At 72.4% G+C, this 17,207-nt stretch carries 15 protein-coding genes; 6 read left to right on the top strand and 9 right to left on the bottom strand.

The window, feature by feature from the left end; translation table 11 throughout:
* Positions 1-144: 144 nt before the first annotated feature.
* From ACYSUO_RS27420 to cobT, 6 genes are all read right to left on the bottom strand, one after another.
* Positions 145-768 (bottom strand): GntR family transcriptional regulator, encoded by a 624-nt coding sequence (locus tag ACYSUO_RS27420; protein ID WP_404004637.1) that lies wholly within the window; start codon positions 766-768, stop codon positions 145-147.
* 243 nt (positions 769-1,011) lie between these two features.
* Entirely contained in the window at positions 1,012-2,760 is a 1,749-nt protein-coding gene (gene sucB / locus ACYSUO_RS27415) for a 2-oxoglutarate dehydrogenase, E2 component, dihydrolipoamide succinyltransferase (RefSeq protein ID WP_461778908.1), read from the bottom strand.
* Positions 2,761-2,857: 97 nt separating this feature from the next.
* The gene (gene lpdA, locus ACYSUO_RS27410; RefSeq protein ID WP_426904007.1) at positions 2,858-4,246 is read right to left on the bottom strand and encodes a dihydrolipoyl dehydrogenase; all 1,389 of its coding nucleotides are present in this window, start codon (positions 4,244-4,246) and stop codon (positions 2,858-2,860) included.
* A gap of 293 nt (positions 4,247-4,539) precedes the next feature.
* Positions 4,540-6,078 (bottom strand): leucyl aminopeptidase, encoded by a 1,539-nt coding sequence (locus ACYSUO_RS27405; protein WP_461778907.1) that lies wholly within the window; start codon positions 6,076-6,078, stop codon positions 4,540-4,542.
* A gap of 132 nt (positions 6,079-6,210) precedes the next feature.
* Complete coding sequence (locus ACYSUO_RS27400) at positions 6,211-6,981, bottom strand: adenosylcobinamide-GDP ribazoletransferase (protein WP_461778906.1); 771 nt, start codon at positions 6,979-6,981, stop codon at positions 6,211-6,213.
* Between the two features lie 208 nt (positions 6,982-7,189).
* Positions 7,190-8,266 carry a nicotinate-nucleotide--dimethylbenzimidazole phosphoribosyltransferase gene (cobT, locus tag ACYSUO_RS27395; RefSeq protein WP_461778905.1) on the bottom strand — a complete coding sequence of 359 codons (1,077 nt, stop codon included), beginning with the start codon at positions 8,264-8,266 and terminating at the stop codon, positions 7,190-7,192.
* Between the two features lie 234 nt (positions 8,267-8,500).
* Here cobT and ACYSUO_RS27390 point away from each other — a divergent pair, with 234 nt between their 5' ends.
* Positions 8,501-9,574 (top strand): class I SAM-dependent methyltransferase, encoded by a 1,074-nt coding sequence (locus tag ACYSUO_RS27390; protein ID WP_461778904.1) that lies wholly within the window; start codon positions 8,501-8,503, stop codon positions 9,572-9,574.
* Between the two features lie 15 nt (positions 9,575-9,589).
* On the opposite strand, the gene ACYSUO_RS27385 is transcribed toward ACYSUO_RS27390, so the two are convergent.
* Positions 9,590-10,795: a bifunctional adenosylcobinamide kinase/adenosylcobinamide-phosphate guanylyltransferase gene (locus ACYSUO_RS27385; protein WP_461778903.1), complete on the bottom strand. Its 1,206-nt coding sequence runs from the start codon at positions 10,793-10,795 to the stop codon at positions 9,590-9,592.
* A gap of 85 nt (positions 10,796-10,880) precedes the next feature.
* Here ACYSUO_RS27385 and ACYSUO_RS27380 point away from each other — a divergent pair, with 85 nt between their 5' ends.
* Complete coding sequence (locus ACYSUO_RS27380) at positions 10,881-11,114, top strand: hypothetical protein (protein ID WP_461778902.1); 234 nt, start codon at positions 10,881-10,883, stop codon at positions 11,112-11,114.
* A gap of 166 nt (positions 11,115-11,280) precedes the next feature.
* Here ACYSUO_RS27380 and ACYSUO_RS27375 read toward each other — a convergent pair whose 3' ends face one another.
* Positions 11,281-12,045, bottom strand: coding sequence for a class I SAM-dependent methyltransferase (locus tag ACYSUO_RS27375; RefSeq protein WP_461778901.1), 765 nt, complete (start codon positions 12,043-12,045; stop codon positions 11,281-11,283).
* A 35-nt stretch (positions 12,046-12,080) separates the two neighbouring features.
* Positions 12,081-12,677, bottom strand: a complete 597-nt coding sequence (locus ACYSUO_RS27370) for a DUF3043 domain-containing protein (RefSeq protein WP_461778900.1) — start codon at positions 12,675-12,677, stop codon at positions 12,081-12,083.
* A 252-nt stretch (positions 12,678-12,929) separates the two neighbouring features.
* Here ACYSUO_RS27370 and ACYSUO_RS27365 point away from each other — a divergent pair, with 252 nt between their 5' ends.
* The 4 genes from ACYSUO_RS27365 (at position 12,930) to ACYSUO_RS27350 (ending at position 17,110) form a co-directional block, all read left to right on the top strand.
* Positions 12,930-13,730: a PspA/IM30 family protein gene (locus ACYSUO_RS27365; protein WP_461778899.1), complete on the top strand. Its 801-nt coding sequence runs from the start codon at positions 12,930-12,932 to the stop codon at positions 13,728-13,730.
* A gap of 43 nt (positions 13,731-13,773) precedes the next feature.
* A complete protein-coding gene (gene pspAA / locus ACYSUO_RS27360; RefSeq protein ID WP_461778898.1) occupies positions 13,774-14,052 on the top strand; it encodes a PspA-associated protein PspAA in 279 nt (92 codons plus the stop codon).
* 1,079 nt (positions 14,053-15,131) lie between these two features.
* A complete protein-coding gene (locus ACYSUO_RS27355) occupies positions 15,132-16,415 on the top strand; it encodes a sensor histidine kinase (protein WP_461778897.1) in 1,284 nt (427 codons plus the stop codon).
* Complete coding sequence (locus ACYSUO_RS27350) at positions 16,412-17,110, top strand: response regulator (protein WP_461778896.1); 699 nt, start codon at positions 16,412-16,414, stop codon at positions 17,108-17,110. Before ACYSUO_RS27355 ends, ACYSUO_RS27350 begins: the two co-directional genes overlap by 4 nt.
* Positions 17,111-17,207: the final 97 nt, after the last annotated feature.

The following is a 17,207-nucleotide window of genomic DNA, read 5'->3' as shown; positions in this document are numbered from 1 at the left end:
CGGTGACTGTAACTCCCTGATCGATGATCGATCAAAGGATTCACCCGCAAAATCTCTTCAGATCAAGAAAGTCGGCACAGGGTGTCGCCTGTTTTTCTTGATCAGGGCACGGAGTGCCTGGTCAGAGAAGCGGACGGTGACCCTTCATGCGCGGGGTGCACACCCCAGCACATGTGCCTTCACCAAGGCCGCGATCTCCGGGTCACGCCGCCGGAACGCGGCGACGAGATCCGCGTGCTCCTCCGCGTACGACTGCTGCACCGTGCCCAGCCAGCGGATGGACAGCGCGGTGAAGACCTCGATCCCGAGCCCTTCCCAGGTGTGGAACAGCACGGAGTTGTCCGCGGCCCGCACCAGCTCTCGGTGGAACGCGACCGTGTGCCGCACCTGGGCGGTCCCGTCGGCCTCCTGGTCGGCCCTGTAGAGCGCCTCTACGTGGGGTTCCAGGGCCGAGCAGTCGTCGGCGAGCCGGTCGGCCGCCAGCTCCGCCGCGATGGCCTCCAGGCCCGCCCTGACGGGGTAGGACTCCTCCAGGTCCGCCGCAGAGAGGTTCCGTACGCGCACGCCCTTGTTCGGCGCCGACTCGATGAGCCGCAGCGACTCCAGCTCCCGCAGCGCCTCCCGCACCGGGGTCTGGGAGACCTCCAGCTCGGTCGCGATCCGGCGCTCCACGATCCGCTCGCCCGGCTTCCAGCGGCCGCTGACGATCCCCTCGACGATGTGCTCGCGGATCTGATCGCGAAGCGAGTGGACGACGGGCGCGGTCATGGGGGCTCCTTGGCAGGGTGGACCCGGTGGGTCGGCGGGGACCCTTAGACAATACGGCCGCTGCCCTGGCCGGACGGGGTACGGCCGCGCATGCGGCGGGTGATGCCGGTTACAGAGAGCGTTTGTCGGGGGCGGGCTACAGAAGGGGGTGCCCGCCCGGGCGTACGGCTACGCACGCGCGCGTACGACGGCGCCCCCGACCGGAAGGTTCCGGTCGGGGGCGCCGTCGTGGACCTGCTGTCTTTACAGACCGAGCTCGGCGGTGAACTCGCCGGCCTCGAGGATCTGCTTGACCGTCGTCAGGTAGCGGGCGGCGTCCGCGCCGTCCACCAGACGGTGGTCGTAGGAGAGCGTCACGTACGTCATGTCACGGACGGCGATCGTGTCACCGAGCTCCGGGTCGGAGACGACGACCGGGCGCTTGACCGTGGCGCCGATGCCCAGGATGGCGACCTGGTTCGGCGGAACGATGACGGTGTCGAAGAGGGCGCCGCGCGATCCCGTGTTGGAGATCGTGAAGGTCGCGCCGGACAGGTCGTCCGGGGCGATCTTGTTCGTGCGGACCTTGTCGGCCAGCTCGGCGGTCTTCTTGGCGATGCCCGCGATGTTGAGGTCACCCGCGCCCTTGATGACCGGGGTCATCAGGCCCTTCTCCGAGTCGACGGCGATGCCGACGTTCTCGGAGTCGAAGTAGGTGATGGTGCCCTCGTCGTAGTTCAGGCGCGCGTTGATGACCGGGTGGGCCTTCAGCGCCTGGACGGCGGCCTTGACGAAGAACGGCATCGGGGAGAGCTTGACGCCCTCGCGGGCCGCGAAGCCGTTCTTGGCCTTGTTGCGCAGCTTCATCAGCTTGGTGATGTCGACCTCGATGACCGAGGACAGCTGAGCCTGCTCCTGCAGCGCCTTGTGCATGTTGTCCGCGATGGCCTTGCGGATGCGCGGCAGCTTGACCGTCTGACCACGGAGCGGCGAAGCCTCCAGGGTCGGGGCGGACTTGGTGGCAGCGGCGGCCGGGGCGGCAGCGGCCGGAGCCTGCGCCTTGGCGGCCTTGGCGGCCTCGGCGGCGGCGGTGACGTCCTGCTTGCGGATGCGGCCACCGACGCCGGTGCCCTTGACCGTGGACAGGTCGACGCCGTGCTCGGAGGCGAGCTTGCGCACCAGCGGGGTCACGTACGCGCCCTCGTCGGCCGGGGTGGCCGGCGCGGCGGGGGTGGCCGGGGCAGCGGGGGCGACCGGGGCCGGAGCGGCCGGCGCGGGGGCCGGAGCAGCCGGGGCGGCGGCGGGCGCGGCCGGGGCGGCGGGCGCAGCGGGGGCGGCCGGAGCCGGAGTCGGCTCGGGGGCCGGGGCCGGGGCCGGAGCGGCGGCCGGAGCAGCCGGGGCCGGGGCCTCGGCGGCGGCCGGGGCGGCACCCGGGGCACCGATGACGGCGAGCTTGGCGCCGACCTCGGCGGTCTCGTCCTCGGCGACGGTGATCTCAAGGAGAACGCCGGCGACGGGGGAGGGGATCTCGGTGTCGACCTTGTCGGTCGAGACCTCGAGCAGTGGCTCGTCCTCCGCGACCTCCTCGCCGACCTCCTTCAGCCAGCGGGTGACGGTGCCCTCGGTGACCGACTCGCCCAGTGCGGGCAGCACGACGTCGGTACCGGAGGCGCTGCCACCGGAGGAGGCCGGGGCTTCCTGAGCGGCGGGGGCCGGCTCGGCGGCGGGGGCCGGAGCCTCCTGCGCCGGGGCGGGCTCGGCGGCGGGGGCACCGGAACCGTCGTCGATGACGGCCAGCTCGGCGCCGACCTCGACGGTCTCGTCCTCGGCGACCTTGATGGAGGCGAGCACGCCGGCGGCGGGCGAGGGGATCTCGGTGTCGACCTTGTCGGTCGACACCTCCAGCAGCGGCTCGTCGACCTCGACGCGCTCGCCCTCGGCCTTCAGCCAGCGGGTGACAGTGCCCTCGGTGACGCTCTCACCGAGCGCCGGAAGGGATACGGAAACCGGCATGGTTTCGGTTGCTCCTTAACGATGTGCAATGCGCGGCAACGCAGTGCGGAAGTCTGTGGTGGTCGGTCGTCGCGCCCAGGTGCGACAGGGGCGTGGCTCAGTCGTGCGAGTGCAGCGGCTTGCCCGCGAGGGCCAGGTGGGCCTCGCCGAGCGCCTCGTTCTGCGTGGGGTGCGCGTGCACGAGCTGGGCGACCTCGGCGGGCAGCGCTTCCCAGTTGTAGATCAACTGGGCTTCGCCGACCTGCTCGCCCATGCGGTCGCCGACCATGTGGACGCCGACCACGGCACCGTCCTTGACCTGCACGAGCTTGATCTCGCCCGTGGTCTTCAGGATCTTGGACTTGCCGTTGCCCGCGAGGTTGTACTTCAGAGCGACGACCTTGTCCGCACCGTAGATCTCCTTGGCCTTGGCCTCGGTGATACCGACGGAGGCGACCTCCGGGTGGCAGTAGGTCACGCGCGGCACGCCGTCGTAGTCGACCGGAACCGGGTTCAGGCCGGCCAGACGCTCCGCAACCAGGATGCCCTCTGCGAAGCCGACGTGCGCGAGCTGGAGGGTCGGGACGAGGTCACCGACGGCCGAGATGGTCGGCACGTTGGTCTGCATGTACTCGTCGACGAGGACGAAGCCACGGTCCATGGCGACGCCCTGCTCCTCGTAGCCGAGGCCCTGGGAGACCGGGCCGCGACCGATGGCGACGAGGAGGACCTCGGCGTCGAAGGTCTTGCCGTCGGCGAGGGTCACGCGGACGCCGTCCTGCGTGTACTCGGCCTTCTCGAAGAAGGTGCCGAGGTTGAACTTGATGCCGCGCTTGCGGAAGGCGCGCTCCAGGATCTTGGAGCTGTTCTCGTCCTCGACCGGGACGAGGTGCTTGAGGCCCTCGACGACCGTGACGTCGGTGCCGAAGGACTTCCACGCCGAGGCGAACTCGACGCCGATGACGCCGCCGCCCAGGACGATCGCGGACTGCGGGACGCGGTCCAGCTTCAGCGCGTGGTCCGACGAGATGATGCGGTTGCCGTCGATCTCCAGGCCCGGCAGCGACTTCGGCACGGAGCCGGTCGCCAGGAGGACGTGGCGGCCCTGGACGCGCTGGCCGTTGACGTCGACGGACGTCGGGGAGGAGAGCTTGCCCTCGCCCTCGATGTACGTCACCTTGCGCGAGGCCACGAGGCCCTGCAGGCCCTTGTACAGGCCGGAGATCACGTCGTCCTTGTACTTGTGGACGGCGTTGATGTCGATGCCCTCGAAGGTGGCCTTGACACCGAACTGCTCGCTCTCGCGCGCCTGGTCCGCGATCTCACCGGCGTGCAGCAGAGCCTTCGTGGGGATGCAGCCGTTGTGCAGGCAGGTGCCGCCGAGCTTGTTCTTCTCGATCAGGGCGACGTCCAGGCCCAGCTGCGCTCCGCGCAGGGCCGCGGCGTAACCGCCACTGCCACCGCCGAGGATCACTAGGTCGAAAACGGTGCTGGCGTCGTTCGCCACGTCACGTCCTCCATGCATGTGCGCCGTACGCCGGTCTCCGACGACCGGGCGGCGGGGTGTTCGGCCGCTCGTTCTTCGGCCCTGGGTAGGGCCCTGTCCTGCCGTACCCCATCCTCGCACTTGTCGACGGCAGTCGGGACGTCGGGCTGGGGGGTGAGACGGCTGTTACACCGGAAACAGCTGTGACGAGCGGGGACAAACACACGTATTTCGTTCAAAGCGAACAGCCCCCGGGGTGTGCACCCGGGGGCTGTTCAGCGCTTATGCAGCGATTGTGCGGTGGACGAGGGGCCTCAGCCGAGGTCGCCCGCCGCCGTCAGCTCCGCGAGACGCACCAGCGTGCGGACCGCGGAACCCGTGCCGCCCTTCGGCGTGTAACCGAACGGGGCCGACTCGTTGAAGGCCGGTCCGGCGATGTCGAGGTGGGCCCACGTGATGCCCTCGCCGACGAACTCCTGAAGGAACAGACCGGCGACCAGGCCGCCGCCCATCCGCTCGCCCATGTTGGCGATGTCGGCGGTCGACGAGTCCATGCCCTTGCGCAGGTGCGTCGGGAGCGGCATCGGCCAGGCGGGCTCGCCGGACTCCTCGGCGGCCTCGTGGATCGAGCCGCGGAAGGCGTCGTCGTTGGACATGATGCCGAACGTGCGGGAGCCGAGCGCCAGCATCATCGCGCCGGTCAGCGTCGCGACGTCGACGATCGCGTCCGGGTTCTCCTCGGAGGCCTTGGCGATGGCGTCGGCGAGCACGAGGCGGCCCTCGGCGTCGGTGTTGAGCACCTCGACCGTCTTGCCCGAGTACATGCGCAGCACGTCGCCGGGGCGGGTGGCCGAGCCCGACGGCATGTTCTCGGCGAGCGCCAGCCAGCCGGTGACGTTCACCTCGAGACCCAGGCGCGCGGCGGTGACGACGGCGGCGAACACGGCGGCGGCGCCGGCCATGTCGCACTTCATCGTCTCGTTGTGACCGGCGGGCTTCAGCGAGATGCCGCCCGAGTCGTACGTGATGCCCTTGCCGACGAAGGCGAGGTGCTTCGCGTTCTTGCCCGCCTTGGCGCTCTTGTACGAGAGCTTCACCAGGCGCGGGCCGGAGGCGGAACCGGCGCCGACGCCGAGGATGCCGCCGTAGCCGCCCTTCTCCAGGGCCTTCTCGTCGAGCACCTGCACCTTGATGCCGTGCTCCTTGGCCGCGGCCTGGGCGACGGCGGCGAAGGACTCCGGGTTCAGGTCGTTCGGCGGGGTGTTGATCAGGTCGCGGGCGCGGTTCAGCTCCTCGGCCACCGCGAGGGCGCGCTCGATCGCCGCCTTGTACGCCTTGTCGCGGGGCTTGCCGCCGAGGATCGCGACCTCGGCGAGCGGCGCCTTGCCGTTCTTCGGAGTCCCCTTGTCGTCGGAGACCTCCTTGTAGGTGTCGAAGGAGTACGCGCCGAGCAGCGCGCCCTCCGCGATCGCGCCGGCGTCCTCGGCGTCGTCGACCGGCAGCGCGAACGCGGCCTTCTTCGAACCGGCCAGGGCGCGGGCCGCGACACCGGCGGCGCGGCGCAGCGCCTCGCTGTCGTACGCGCCGTCCTTCTCGGGCTCGCCGCCGAGACCGACCGCCAGCACGAGCGGCGCCTTGAAGCCGGACGGTGCCGGGAGCTTGGTCACCTCGCCCTCGCCGCCACTGGCGCCGAGGGTCTCCAGGACGGAACCGAGCTTTCCGTCGTACGCCTTGTCCACGGCTTCCGCGCCGTGCGCGACGACCGGGCCGTTGTCGCCCTTCACGACGCCGACGACGATCGCGTCGGCGCGCAGGCCGGTCGCCGCGGCGGTGCTGAGAGTCAGAGCAGTCACGGTGGTGAGGTCCCTCTTTCATCGGGTGAACCCCGGCTTCTTCGCCGGGGCCGGGGGTAGTTGGCCCGCCCGGGCCGAGCCTACGCCCGTCGTTCTTGGGCCGCTTCGTCCAGGTGCGCCCTGCCGCCGGGATCAGCCGAGGGCCAGGATCACCAGTGCCGCCGTGGCCGCCGTCTCGGCGAGTGCGCCGAACACGTCACCGGTCACCCCGCCGAAGCGGGAGACGCAGCGGCGCGACAGGAGTTCGGCGGCGGCGCAGCCCAGGACGACGGCGAGGGCGGCCTGGAGGGAGAAGGCGGCGCTCGCCGCGACCACCACCACGCCCACGATCAACGCCGCGCGACGCGACACGGTCTCCGCCACCGCCGCGCCGAGCCCCTCGGGGCGGGCGGCCGGTACGCCGGTGCGGGAGGCGAAGGTCAGGGCGAGGCGCGCGGTCACCGCGGAGACGGTCGCGGCGAGGGCGCCGCGCCACCACGACTGCCCGAACTGGTCGGCCAGGACGGCGACTTGGGCGAACAGGGCCAGGACGAGCGTGACCACGCCGAAGGGCCCGATGTCCGACTGCTTCATGATCCGCAGCGCGTCGTCGGCGGGCTTCCCGCTGCCCAGGCCGTCCGCGACGTCCGCGAGCCCGTCGAGGTGCAGTCCGCGGGTCAGCGCCGCCGGCACCGCGACGGCGGCGACGGCGGCGAGCAGCGCACCCGCCCCGAGGAACGTCAACGCCACACCGGCCGCGGCCGCGGCGATCCCGACGACCAGCCCGACGAGCGGCGCGCAGAGCATCCCGTTCCGGGCGGCCGCACGATCCCAGCGGGTGACCTTCACGCGAAGAACGCTGAGCGTCCCAAACGCAAAACGTATGCCGTCCGGCAGGGTGGCGGGGGAGGTGTTTTCGGACACCGCTGGAGATTACCCGCCACCGCCCACTCGTGGCCGACGCCTCCCGTCCTGGTTGCGCGGCACCGGGGGCGCCGCCTTGCCCACCCTGCCGCCCAAGGCGGCGACGCCCGCACGCCCAGGCGGCGGGTGAGCAAATCCAGCCCCGCCGGCGTTTGAGGCGCGGGGTCCGGGGCAGAGCCCCGTGGCGTGAGGCCGGGAGGCCGCCCCCTTACGCCTCCTGGTCAGCCGACTCCGCCACGTCCGCCGCCTCCGGCAGCTCCGCTGCCAGCGCGGCCGCCGCCTGCACCAGCGGAAGCGCAAGAAGCGCTCCCGTCCCGCCACCCACCCGGACGTCCTGGTCGAGGAGTACGTCCATGGCCATCCGGTCGAGCGCCTTCGCCTGGGCCGGTTCACCACTGGCATGGGCGGCGAGCCACCAGTCGGGGGCGCGGAACGCGACCCGCTGGCCGACGAGCGCACAGGCCGCGGAGACCACCCCGTCAAGCAGCACCGGCGTACGCCGCACCGCACACTGCAACAGGAACCCGGTCGCCGCCGCGAGATCAGCCCCGCCCACCGTGGCGAGCAGCTGCAACTGGTCGCCGAGAACGGGCCGGGCCCGCCGCAGCGCGTCACGGATCGCCGCGCACTTGCGCATCCAGGCGAGGTCGTCGATGGGGTCGCCGCCGCGCCCCGTCACCACGGACGCGTCCGTGCCGCACAGCGCCGCGATCAGCGTGGCCGCCGCCGTCGTACCGCCGACGCTGATGTCGCCGAGGACGACGAGGTCCGTACCGGAGTCGGCCTCCTCGTCGGCGACCGCCATGCCCGCGCGGAACGCGGCCTCCGCCTCTTCGAGGGTGAGCGCGTCCTCGGTGTCGATGCACCCCGAGCCGCGCCGCACGCGCCGGTCGTCGACGGACTTGGGCAGCTCGTCGGGCTCGCAGTCCAGGGAGAGGTCGACGACGCGGACGCCGACGCCGAGCCGGCGCGCGAGCACCGCGCCCGTGGAGGCGCCCTCGACGACCTCCCGTACGAGGTCGGCCGCGCTGCCCGCCGGCCGCTTCGACACATCGAGTCCGGCCACGCCGTGGTCGCCGGCGAAGAGGACCACCCGCGGCCGCGCGACCGGTCGTACGGGCACCGCGCCCTGGGCGGCGCTCAGCCACTCGCCCAGTTCGTCGAGGCGGCCGAGGGCGCCCGGCGGCACGGCGAAGCGGGCCCTGCGCTCCTCGGCGTCGCGGCGGGTGCCGCCGTCGGGGCGCTCGATCAGATCGGTGAAGTCGTCGAGGTTCAGCGAGCTCATTCGCCGAACAGTACCGGCCGTCGCGAGGGTCTGGCCCCAGCTGCACCGTCCGTCACAGGGCACCGATGGGTGCGTCCGTCCGGCGGACGCCGACGACGGGCGGTGAGTCGCCTCCCGGGTGTCATGAACTGCTCGGGGATGATCGGTTGCGTTCATGTTCGCGTCGAATTGTCATATCTCGCGCGCTCGTTGCGGCAACGCAGACCATGACTGCCACGACTGGAGGCCTCACCCATGACCGCCCCCGCCACCCCCCAGGCCGTCGCCGAGCGCCGCCCCGCCTACCTCACCGAACTCGCCCAGGGCACCGAACGCTTCCACGAGCCACGCCGCCCCGACTGCCCCTGGTGCGGCAGCACCCGGCTGCGCACCCGCCTGCGCACCACCGACCTCCTCCAGCACAAGCCCGGCAGCTTCACCCTCGTTCAGTGCGGGTCCTGCGCCCACTCGTTCCAGAACCCCCGCCTCACCCCCGAGGGCCTGGACTTCTACTACCGGGACTTCTGCGAGGGCCGCTACGCCGACCAGGCCGAGTGGATCTTCCGCGCGCGCACCTCCACTCACCGCGACCGGTCCCGCGCCCGCGCCCTCGCCGCGTTCGCCGAACCGGAGAGCTGGCTCGACATCGGCACAGGACAGGGCCACTTCCCCGCGGTGGCCCGAGAGGTCCTGCCGTACACGGCCTTCGACGGCCTCGACAGCGGCGAAGGCGTTGAGGAGGGGCGCAAGGCGGGCCGCGTCGAGCGGGCCCACCAGGGCCTGTTCACCGATCTCGCCCCCGAACTCGAGGGCGGCTACGACGCGCTGAGCATGTTCCACTACCTGGGCCGCTCCCGCGATCCGCGCGAGGAACTGAAGGCCGCGCACCGCGTGCTGCGCCCCGGCGGGCATCTGATGATCGAACTCCCCGACCCAGAGAGCCGCTTCGCGAAGCTCCTCGGCAAGTGGTGGATCTCGTACTTCCAGCCGCAGCACCTGCATCTGATCCCGCTCGCCAACCTCCGCGCCGAACTGCGCGCCCTCGGCTACACGGTCGTCGCCGTCGACCGCAGCGAGCCCCACATCCCGCTGGATCTCGCGGCAGGACTCGCCCTCTTCGCGGGCCGGCACCTGCCCGACGCCGACGACCCCTGGCGCACCAAGGCCCCCGGCGGGGCCCAGCGCATCCTGCGCAAGGTCCTGATGTACGCCGTCGCACCCGCGTTCCTCGCCGCCTGCGCGGCCGACCGGGTCCTCGCGCCGCTGGCCCGCCGCACCCGCTTCTCCAACGCGTACCGGGTGATCGCGCGCCGCGACCCGGACGCGTAGGTCGGGGGACGCGGGTCAGCCGCGCAGCGCGAGCGGCTGACCCGCGACGACGAGCAGCACGTGCTCGCACTCGGACGCGAACGCCGCGTTCAGACGGCCGAGTTCGTCCCGGTAGCGGCGCCCCGACGCGGTCGCGGGCACGATCCCCGACCCCACCTCGTTCGAGACGGCGACGACGGTACGCCGCGTGCGCCGAACGGCGTCGACCAGCTCGGCCACCCGCTCCCGCAGCGCCTTCTCACCACCGCCCGCCCACTCGGCGTCGTCCCAGGCCCCGACCTCGTCCATCGCGTACGTCAGCCACAGCGACAGACAGTCGACGAGCAGGGGAGCGGCATCCTCGGGATCGTCGAGCAGCGGCACGAGATCGCAGGTCTCGGCCGTCCGCCAGGACCCCGGGCGCCGCTCCCGGTGCGCGGCCACCCGCTGCGCCCACTCCGTGTCCCCGCCGCGCGTCCCGCCGGTCGCCACGTACAGCACATCGGGGAACGCCTCAAGGCGCCGCTCGGCCTCCACCGATTTCCCGGACCGGGCCCCGCCGAGCACCAGCGTCCTGCGGGGCACATCGGGAACGTCCTCGTACGTGCCGACGTCCAGGGTCGTGCCGTCCGGTACGGCCCGCGCGCCCGCGGCCGCGAGCCGCCGCGCGAGTTCGGAACCCGGGAAGACGTCGTGGTCCAGATGGACGGCGATGACATCGGTGGTCGGGCCGATCGCCCCCGCGGAACGCAGCCGGGCGAGCGCGTCGGGGCGGCCGACGACATCGGCGAGGACCATCTCGTACGGCGCCCGCGCCTCGTCGAAACCCGCGGGCGCGGTGCCCGGCGGGAGATAGAGCAGCCGCTCGCCGTCGGGCCCCGTCACCTCATAGCCGGTGCCCGGCGCGTCCAGGGCGAGCGCCCGCACCCGGTGCCCGGTGAGCAGCGCCAGCTCCCGGCCGTCCGGCACCCGGCCGGGCTGCGGAAGCCCCGCGGGCACCTCGACCGCGGGCCCGTCGTGCGGATGCGAGAGCAGCACCTGCCGTACGCCGCCGAGGCTGTGCCCCGAACGGGCCGCGGCGAATGCGGCCCCCGGCGTCAGGTCGAGCAGCAGCGTTCCGTCGATCAGGACCGCCGTCGCGGCACGCGCGTCGCGGCCGAGCGCGGTCGCGCAGGCGGCGCAAGGGCAGTCGGGGCGGGGCAGCCCGTCGGGGCCGCCGGTGCCGAGCAAAGTCAGTTCCACAGGAAGATCCTCCCGCGCCCCCTTGATCGACGCTCGCCCGGATAGGCTTCCGGGGACATCGGACATCCGTAACCGGGAGGCTGACATGGCGGCGTGGACGTGGCGGTTCGAGAAGTCCGACGGGACGGAGGTGGCTCCCGCGGTACAGCCCGAGGAGTTCACCACGCAGGGGGACGCCGAGTCCTGGATCGGCGAGTACTGGAAGCAGCTCGCGGAGGGCGGCGCCGACCAGGTCACGCTCCGCGAGGACGACAAGGTCATCTACGGCCCGATGAGCCTGCATGCGGAGGACGCGTCTTCCAGCTCCGCCGACGAGTGAGTACGTCAAGCCCCAGCGGCGGGTGAGCACATTCAGCCCCGCCGGCGTTTGAGGCGCGGGGTCCGGGGCGGAGCCCCGAGGCGTCATCAACGGCGCCGTGGTTGCGGCCCGGGGCCCTGCCCCGGACCCCGCTGCTCAATCGCCGCAGGGGCTTAAGTGGCGGGGCTCAGCCACGCACCCCGCACAAATGCAGCAACGCCGCCACCCGTCGGTACGGGTCGGACCGACCCGCCTTCTCCTCCGCGGCGAGCAACGTCTGCAACTCCCCGTGCTCCGGCGCCACCGCACCATCCGCGGCCTGGTCGGTGAAGACCCGCACCCCGTACCAGGCGTGCAACGGCGCCCCGATCCCCGCAAGGGTCTCCGTCAGCGCCCCGAGCCGGTCGGCTCTGACATCGAGCCCGAGCCGGTTCGTGTACTTCACCGACTCGAACGCGCCGAGGGCCCCGATCCAGTCACCGGCGAGCCCCGGCCGCATCGCGAGCGCGTCCCCGTTGCGCACGACGAGCGAGAGCAGGCCGCCCGGCGCCAGCATCCGGGCCAGGCCCGCCAGCAGCGCGTCGGGATCGTCGACGTACATCAGGACGCCGTGACAGAGCACGACGTCGAAACTGCCCGGCAGGAAGTGCACACCGGTCTCCATGCCGCTGCCCTGCACGAGGCGGACGCGATCACGCACCCCCGCGGGCTCCCCGGCGAGCGCCCGGCCCGCCACGGCGACCATCTCCGGATCCTGCTCCACGCCGGTCACCTTGTGCCCGGCGCGGGCGAGGCGCAGGGCCTGCGTGCCCTGGCCCATCCCCACGTCGAGCACCCGCAGCCGCTGACCGACGGGGAACCGCGCGGCCAGCTGCTCGTCGAGCTGCCTGGCCACGAGCTCCTGCCGCACGATGTTGCGCAGGCCGCCGAGCTTGTCCAGCCAGGAGTGCACAGCGTCGCCGGCGAAAGCCTCCGTGCTGTCCGTGCTCAGGGCCGCTCTCCGCGCTTGACCTGCGGCTTCGGCAGGCGCAGCCGCTTCATCTGGAGCGTGCGCATGAGCGCGTACGCGACGGCGCCCTTGCGGCGCTCGTTCGGGAACTTCTCCGCGAGGATCTTCTTCAGGCGGAAACCGGTCACGGCCGAGTCGACGACGATCGCGACGATCACGAACAGCCACAGCAGCAGCGCGATGTTCTGCAGCGAACCGACGCGGATCATGCTCAGGACGAGGATGATCACCGCCATCGGGAGGAAGTACTCGGCGATCGCGAAGCGCGAGTCGACGAAGTCGCGCGCGTACTTGCGCACCGGGCCCTTGTCACGGGCGGGCAGGTAACGCTCGTCGCCGTTGGCCAGCGCCTCGCGCTGGCGCTGCATCGCGGTGCGGCGCTCGTCGCGCGAGCGGCTGCGGGCCTCCTTCGGCGACATCTTGGTGTTGGCCACGCTGCGGCGCTGCGTCTGGGCCTCGCTGCGCTTCGGCGTGGGGCGGCCCTTGGGCGCCTCGGGGTCTCTGGGCTGCTTGGACATGGTCACCTTGGCCTGCGCGGCCTGGGCCTTGTCGTCCTTGGATCGGCTACGGAACACAATCGCCAGGGTACGTGGTGGTCATGCATCGACCACAGGGCAGTGGGGAACGATCCGGCAACGTCCCGCGTCCCTTCGTCAGGGGTCATCTACTCCTTGCGCCGGAGCGGGGCCGGAAGCAGTCGTCCTCGGGGATGAGCGCATCCGTACCTGAACAGTGCGGTAATAGAGGCAGGACCCGTACTGTGGTTTCTGTCGCAGTGCTGGAGCTGGACCAACGCTGGATCTGTCAGAAGGGGGCGCGCGAAGCCCATGAGCGGTGTCATGAAGCGTATGGGGATGATCTTCCGCGCGAAGGCGAACAAGGCCCTTGACCGGGCCGAGGACCCGCGCGAGACCCTCGATTACTCGTACCAGAAGCAGCTGGAGCTGCTCCAGAAGGTACGCAGGGGGGTCGCGGACGTGGCGACGTCCCGCAAGCGCCTGGAACTGCAGCTCGGTCAGCTCCAGTCCCAGTCGTCCAAGCTCGAGGACCAGGGCCGCAAGGCGCTCGCGCTCGGCCGGGAGGACCTGGCCCGCGAGGCCCTGTCCCGCCGTGCCGCGCTCCAGCAGCAGGTCACGGACCTGGAGACGCAGCACCAGACGTTGCAGGGCGAGGAGGAGAAGCTCACTCTCGCGGCGCAGCGGCTGCAGGCGAAGGTCGACGCCTTCCGCACCAAGAAGGAAACGATCAAGGCCACGTACACCGCGGCGCAGGCGCAGACCCGGATCGGGGAGGCGTTCTCCGGCATCTCCGAGGAGATGGGCGACGTCGGCATGGCGATCCAGCGTGCCGAGGACAAGACGGCCCAGCTGCAGGCGCGGGCCGGCGCCATCGACGAACTGCTCGCCTCCGGCGCGCTCGACGACTCGTCCGGCCTCGCCAAGGACGACATCCAGAGCGAGCTGGACCGGCTCTCCGGTGGTACGGATGTAGAGCTGGAGCTGCAGCGCATGAAGGCGGAGCTGTCCGGTGGCTCGTCCTCGTCGCAGCAGGCGCTCGAGGGCGGACAGGAGCAGGGTCAGCCTTCGCAAGCGCAGCCCCAGGACACCCCGCGCTTCGACAAGCAGTAGTGCTTGTAGAGCGGTAGAGCTGTAGTGCCTTGAGGAGGCCGACATGATCGTCCGGATCATGGGGGAGGGCCAGGTGAAGTTGGCGGACGACCACTTCACCGAACTCAACAAGCTCGACGACGAACTCCTCGCGGAGATGGAGAGCGGCGACGAGGCGGGCTTCCGCCGTACGCTCGCCGCCCTCCTGGACGCGGTCCGCCGCCTGGGCACTCCGCTGCCGGACGACGCCCTGGAACCGTCGGAACTGATCCTGCCGGCGGCGGACGCCACGCTGACGGAGGTCCGCGACATGCTCAGCGACGACGGCCTGATCCCGGGCTAGCCGTTCGCCGGAGGCCTGCCGTCGGGGTCGGGGGCGTGGCGCGGGCCCCACGGGACTCCGGTTCCGGCACGCCCGTCCGTCCCGTCCGTCCTGCCCGTCCCGCCCATGCCCCCTTCCTCGCCCCTCTCCCACCCCCCGCCCCCTCCGGGGGCTCCGGCCGCCCGCCGCCCGGCCCGGCTTCCGTCCCGTGAGGGCGCCGCTCGGGCGCCGCGTCGGCCGCTCGCTGCCGCGCCGAGGGACGCCGGCGCGCCCTGAGGGTGCGACGAGGAGCCATTCGTCGGGGCGCCCGACTGCTCCTCCAACCTGTGCCACGAGTCCAGCGGCTCCGCCCACAACGAGACGCTCGGCATCGGCATCGGCATCGGCATCGGCGACGGGGCGCGGGTGCCACTTCGGTTGCTCTCCCGCCGGGCACGGCTTTCCTCATGAGGCGGCGAGGCTCGCCCCGGCCAGGGCGGCAGGGTGGACAAGCCGGCTCACGGTGCCGCGTGCCCGAGGGTGGGCTGTGGGCGGGTGATCGGTGCGGCGGACAGGGGCCGTCACGGCGCCCTGCACACCGAAGCCGTCACCCCGTTGGCGCCGCAACGAAAGTGACCGGCGAGCCCCAACGTCCCGGCTCAGCGCAGCACTCGCCACAGGCGCCGACCACGGCGCGCCCCGGGCTCCGGGGGCCGAAGCCCCCGGAGGGGGCGGGTGGGTGGGAGAGGGGCGAGGGCGCTGCGGGGGCAGGACCGGGCCGGGGTGTACCCGTGGGGTTCGCCCCGGGCAGCCGGCGAACCCCGGCGCCGCGCGATCATGGCGGCTGCTTCGAGCACGGCGACGTTCGGCGCAGCGACGGGTTGGGGCCCGGCCCCGGTCGAGGCGTCACCCCGGTGCCGCGCAAAGCCGACCGCGGCCATCGGCCCGGTGCAGGGCAAGTCGCACGGTGCCGCGCAGCGATTGCGGGAGGCGTCGGGGGCAGACCGCACGGCCCCGCGCACCGATCGCAGGAGGCGTCGACCCCGGCACCGCTCTGGCCCCCGGCTGCCGCACCCCCGACCCCCGCTTCCGCCGGCAGGCGACGCGCTACCGTGACCCCGGTGAACCGCTTCGTACGGTGGGCCAGGGCGCATCCGTTGGCCCTGGACGCCGCCCTCGCGCTCGGCGTCCTCCTCTGCATGGTCGCCGGCTCCTTCGTCGACCCGCACGGCCCGGAGGGAACGTACGCCTGGGGCGCGAGAACGCCGAACGTGCTCAGCCTCGTCCTGATGCTGCTCGGCGCCGCCGCCCTCGTGTTCCGCCGCCGCGCCCCCCTCTGCGTACTCGCGGCGACCTCCGCCGTCTCCGTCGTCGAACTGGTCACCGGCGACCCCCGCGCCCCCGTCGTGATGTCCGCGGTGGTCGCCCTCTTCACGGTCGCCGCCACCACGGACCGCCCCACCACCTGGCGCGTCGGCCTCGCCTCGATGGCGTTGCTGACCGGCGTGGCCATGTTCGCGGGACCGCTGCCCTGGTACTCCCAGGAGAATCTGGGGATCTTCGCGTGGACCGGGATGGCCGCCGCCGCGGGTGACGCGGTCCGCTCCCGTCGCGCCTTCGTCACCGCGATCAGGGAGCGCGCCGAACGCGCCGAACGCACCCGCGAGGAGGAGGCGCGGCGCCGCGTCGCCGAGGAGCGGCTCCGGATCGCCCGCGATCTGCACGACGTCGTCGCCCACCACATCGCGCTCGTCAACGTGCAGGCCGGCGTCGCCGCACACGTCATGGACCGGCGGCCCGACCAGGCCAAGGAGGCCCTCGGCCACGTCCGCGAGGCCAGCCGTTCCGCGCTGAACGAACTCCGCGCCACCGTCGGCCTGTTGAGGCAGACAGGGGACCCGGAGGCACCCACCGAGCCCGCCCCGGGACTCGACCGGCTCGACGACCTCGTCGACACCTTCCGGCACGCGGGCCTGCCCGTGGAGGTGGCCCGCGCGAAGGACGCCCCCGCCCTGCCCGCCGCCGTCGACCTCGCCGCCTTCCGCGTCGTACAGGAAGCGCTGACGAACGTACAGAAGCACGCGGGCCCCGAGGCCAAGGCCGAGGTCAGCGTCGTGCGCGTGGGGCCGAACGTGGAGATCACCGTCCTCGACAACGGCCCCGGCGCCACCGCCGCATACGGCGACAACCCCGGCGACCCCACCGCACCCGCGGCGCCCGACGCGCACGGCGGCCACGGCCTCCTCGGCATGCGCGAACGCGTCACCGCGTTCGGCGGCACCCTCACCGCGGGACCGCGCTACGGCGGCGGTTTCCGCGTCCATGCGATCCTTCCGACCAAGGCCCGCACCGGCGGCGCCGCCCCCGCCGAAGGCACCAACACCTCCGAGGACGCCACGACATGACCAGCGCGACGATCAGGGTGCTCCTGGCCGACGACCAGGCCCTGCTGCGCAGCGCCTTCCGTGTGCTCGTCGACTCCGAACCCGACATGGAGGTGGTGGGGGAGGCGTCCGACGGCGCCGAGGCCGTCCGGCTCGCCCGCTCCGAGCGCCCCGACGTCGTGCTGATGGACATCCGGATGCCCGGCACCGACGGCCTCGCCGCCACCCGCGAGATCAGCGCGGACCCGGCCCTCGGCCACGTACACGTCGTGATGCTGACGACGTTCGAGGTCGACGAGTACGTGGTGCAGTCGCTGCGGGCCGGCGCCTCCGGCTTCCTCGGCAAGGGCGCCGAGCCCGACGAACTGCTCGGCGCCGTGCGGATCGCGGCCGCGGGCGAGGCCCTGCTCTCGCCCCTCGCGACCAAGGGCCTGATCGCCAAGTTCCTCGCGCAGGGGGACGGTTACGAGGAGGGTGCCCGCCCCACGGACGGCAGCGCCGAGCGGCTCGCCGCGCTCACCGGACGCGAGCGCGAGGTCCTCGTCCAGGTCGCGGGCGGCCACTCCAACGACGAGATCGCCGAGCGCCTCGAGGTCAGCCCGCTCACCGTGAAGACCCACGTCAACCGCGCCATGGCCAAGCTGGGCGCCCGCGACCGCGCCCAACTCGTCGTCATCGCGTACGAATCGGGCCTGGTACGTCCACGGGTGGAGTGACCCTTACGGGGCGCGTACTACGGGCGCAGTAGGCGACGGACAAGAACGGGACCTGGGAGCGACGAATCGGGTCGCACGCATGACCGAGGCTGGACCG

It is taken from the genome of Streptomyces sp. UC4497, from assembly GCF_054871485.1.
This window is presented reverse-complemented; position numbering and strand designations above follow the sequence as displayed.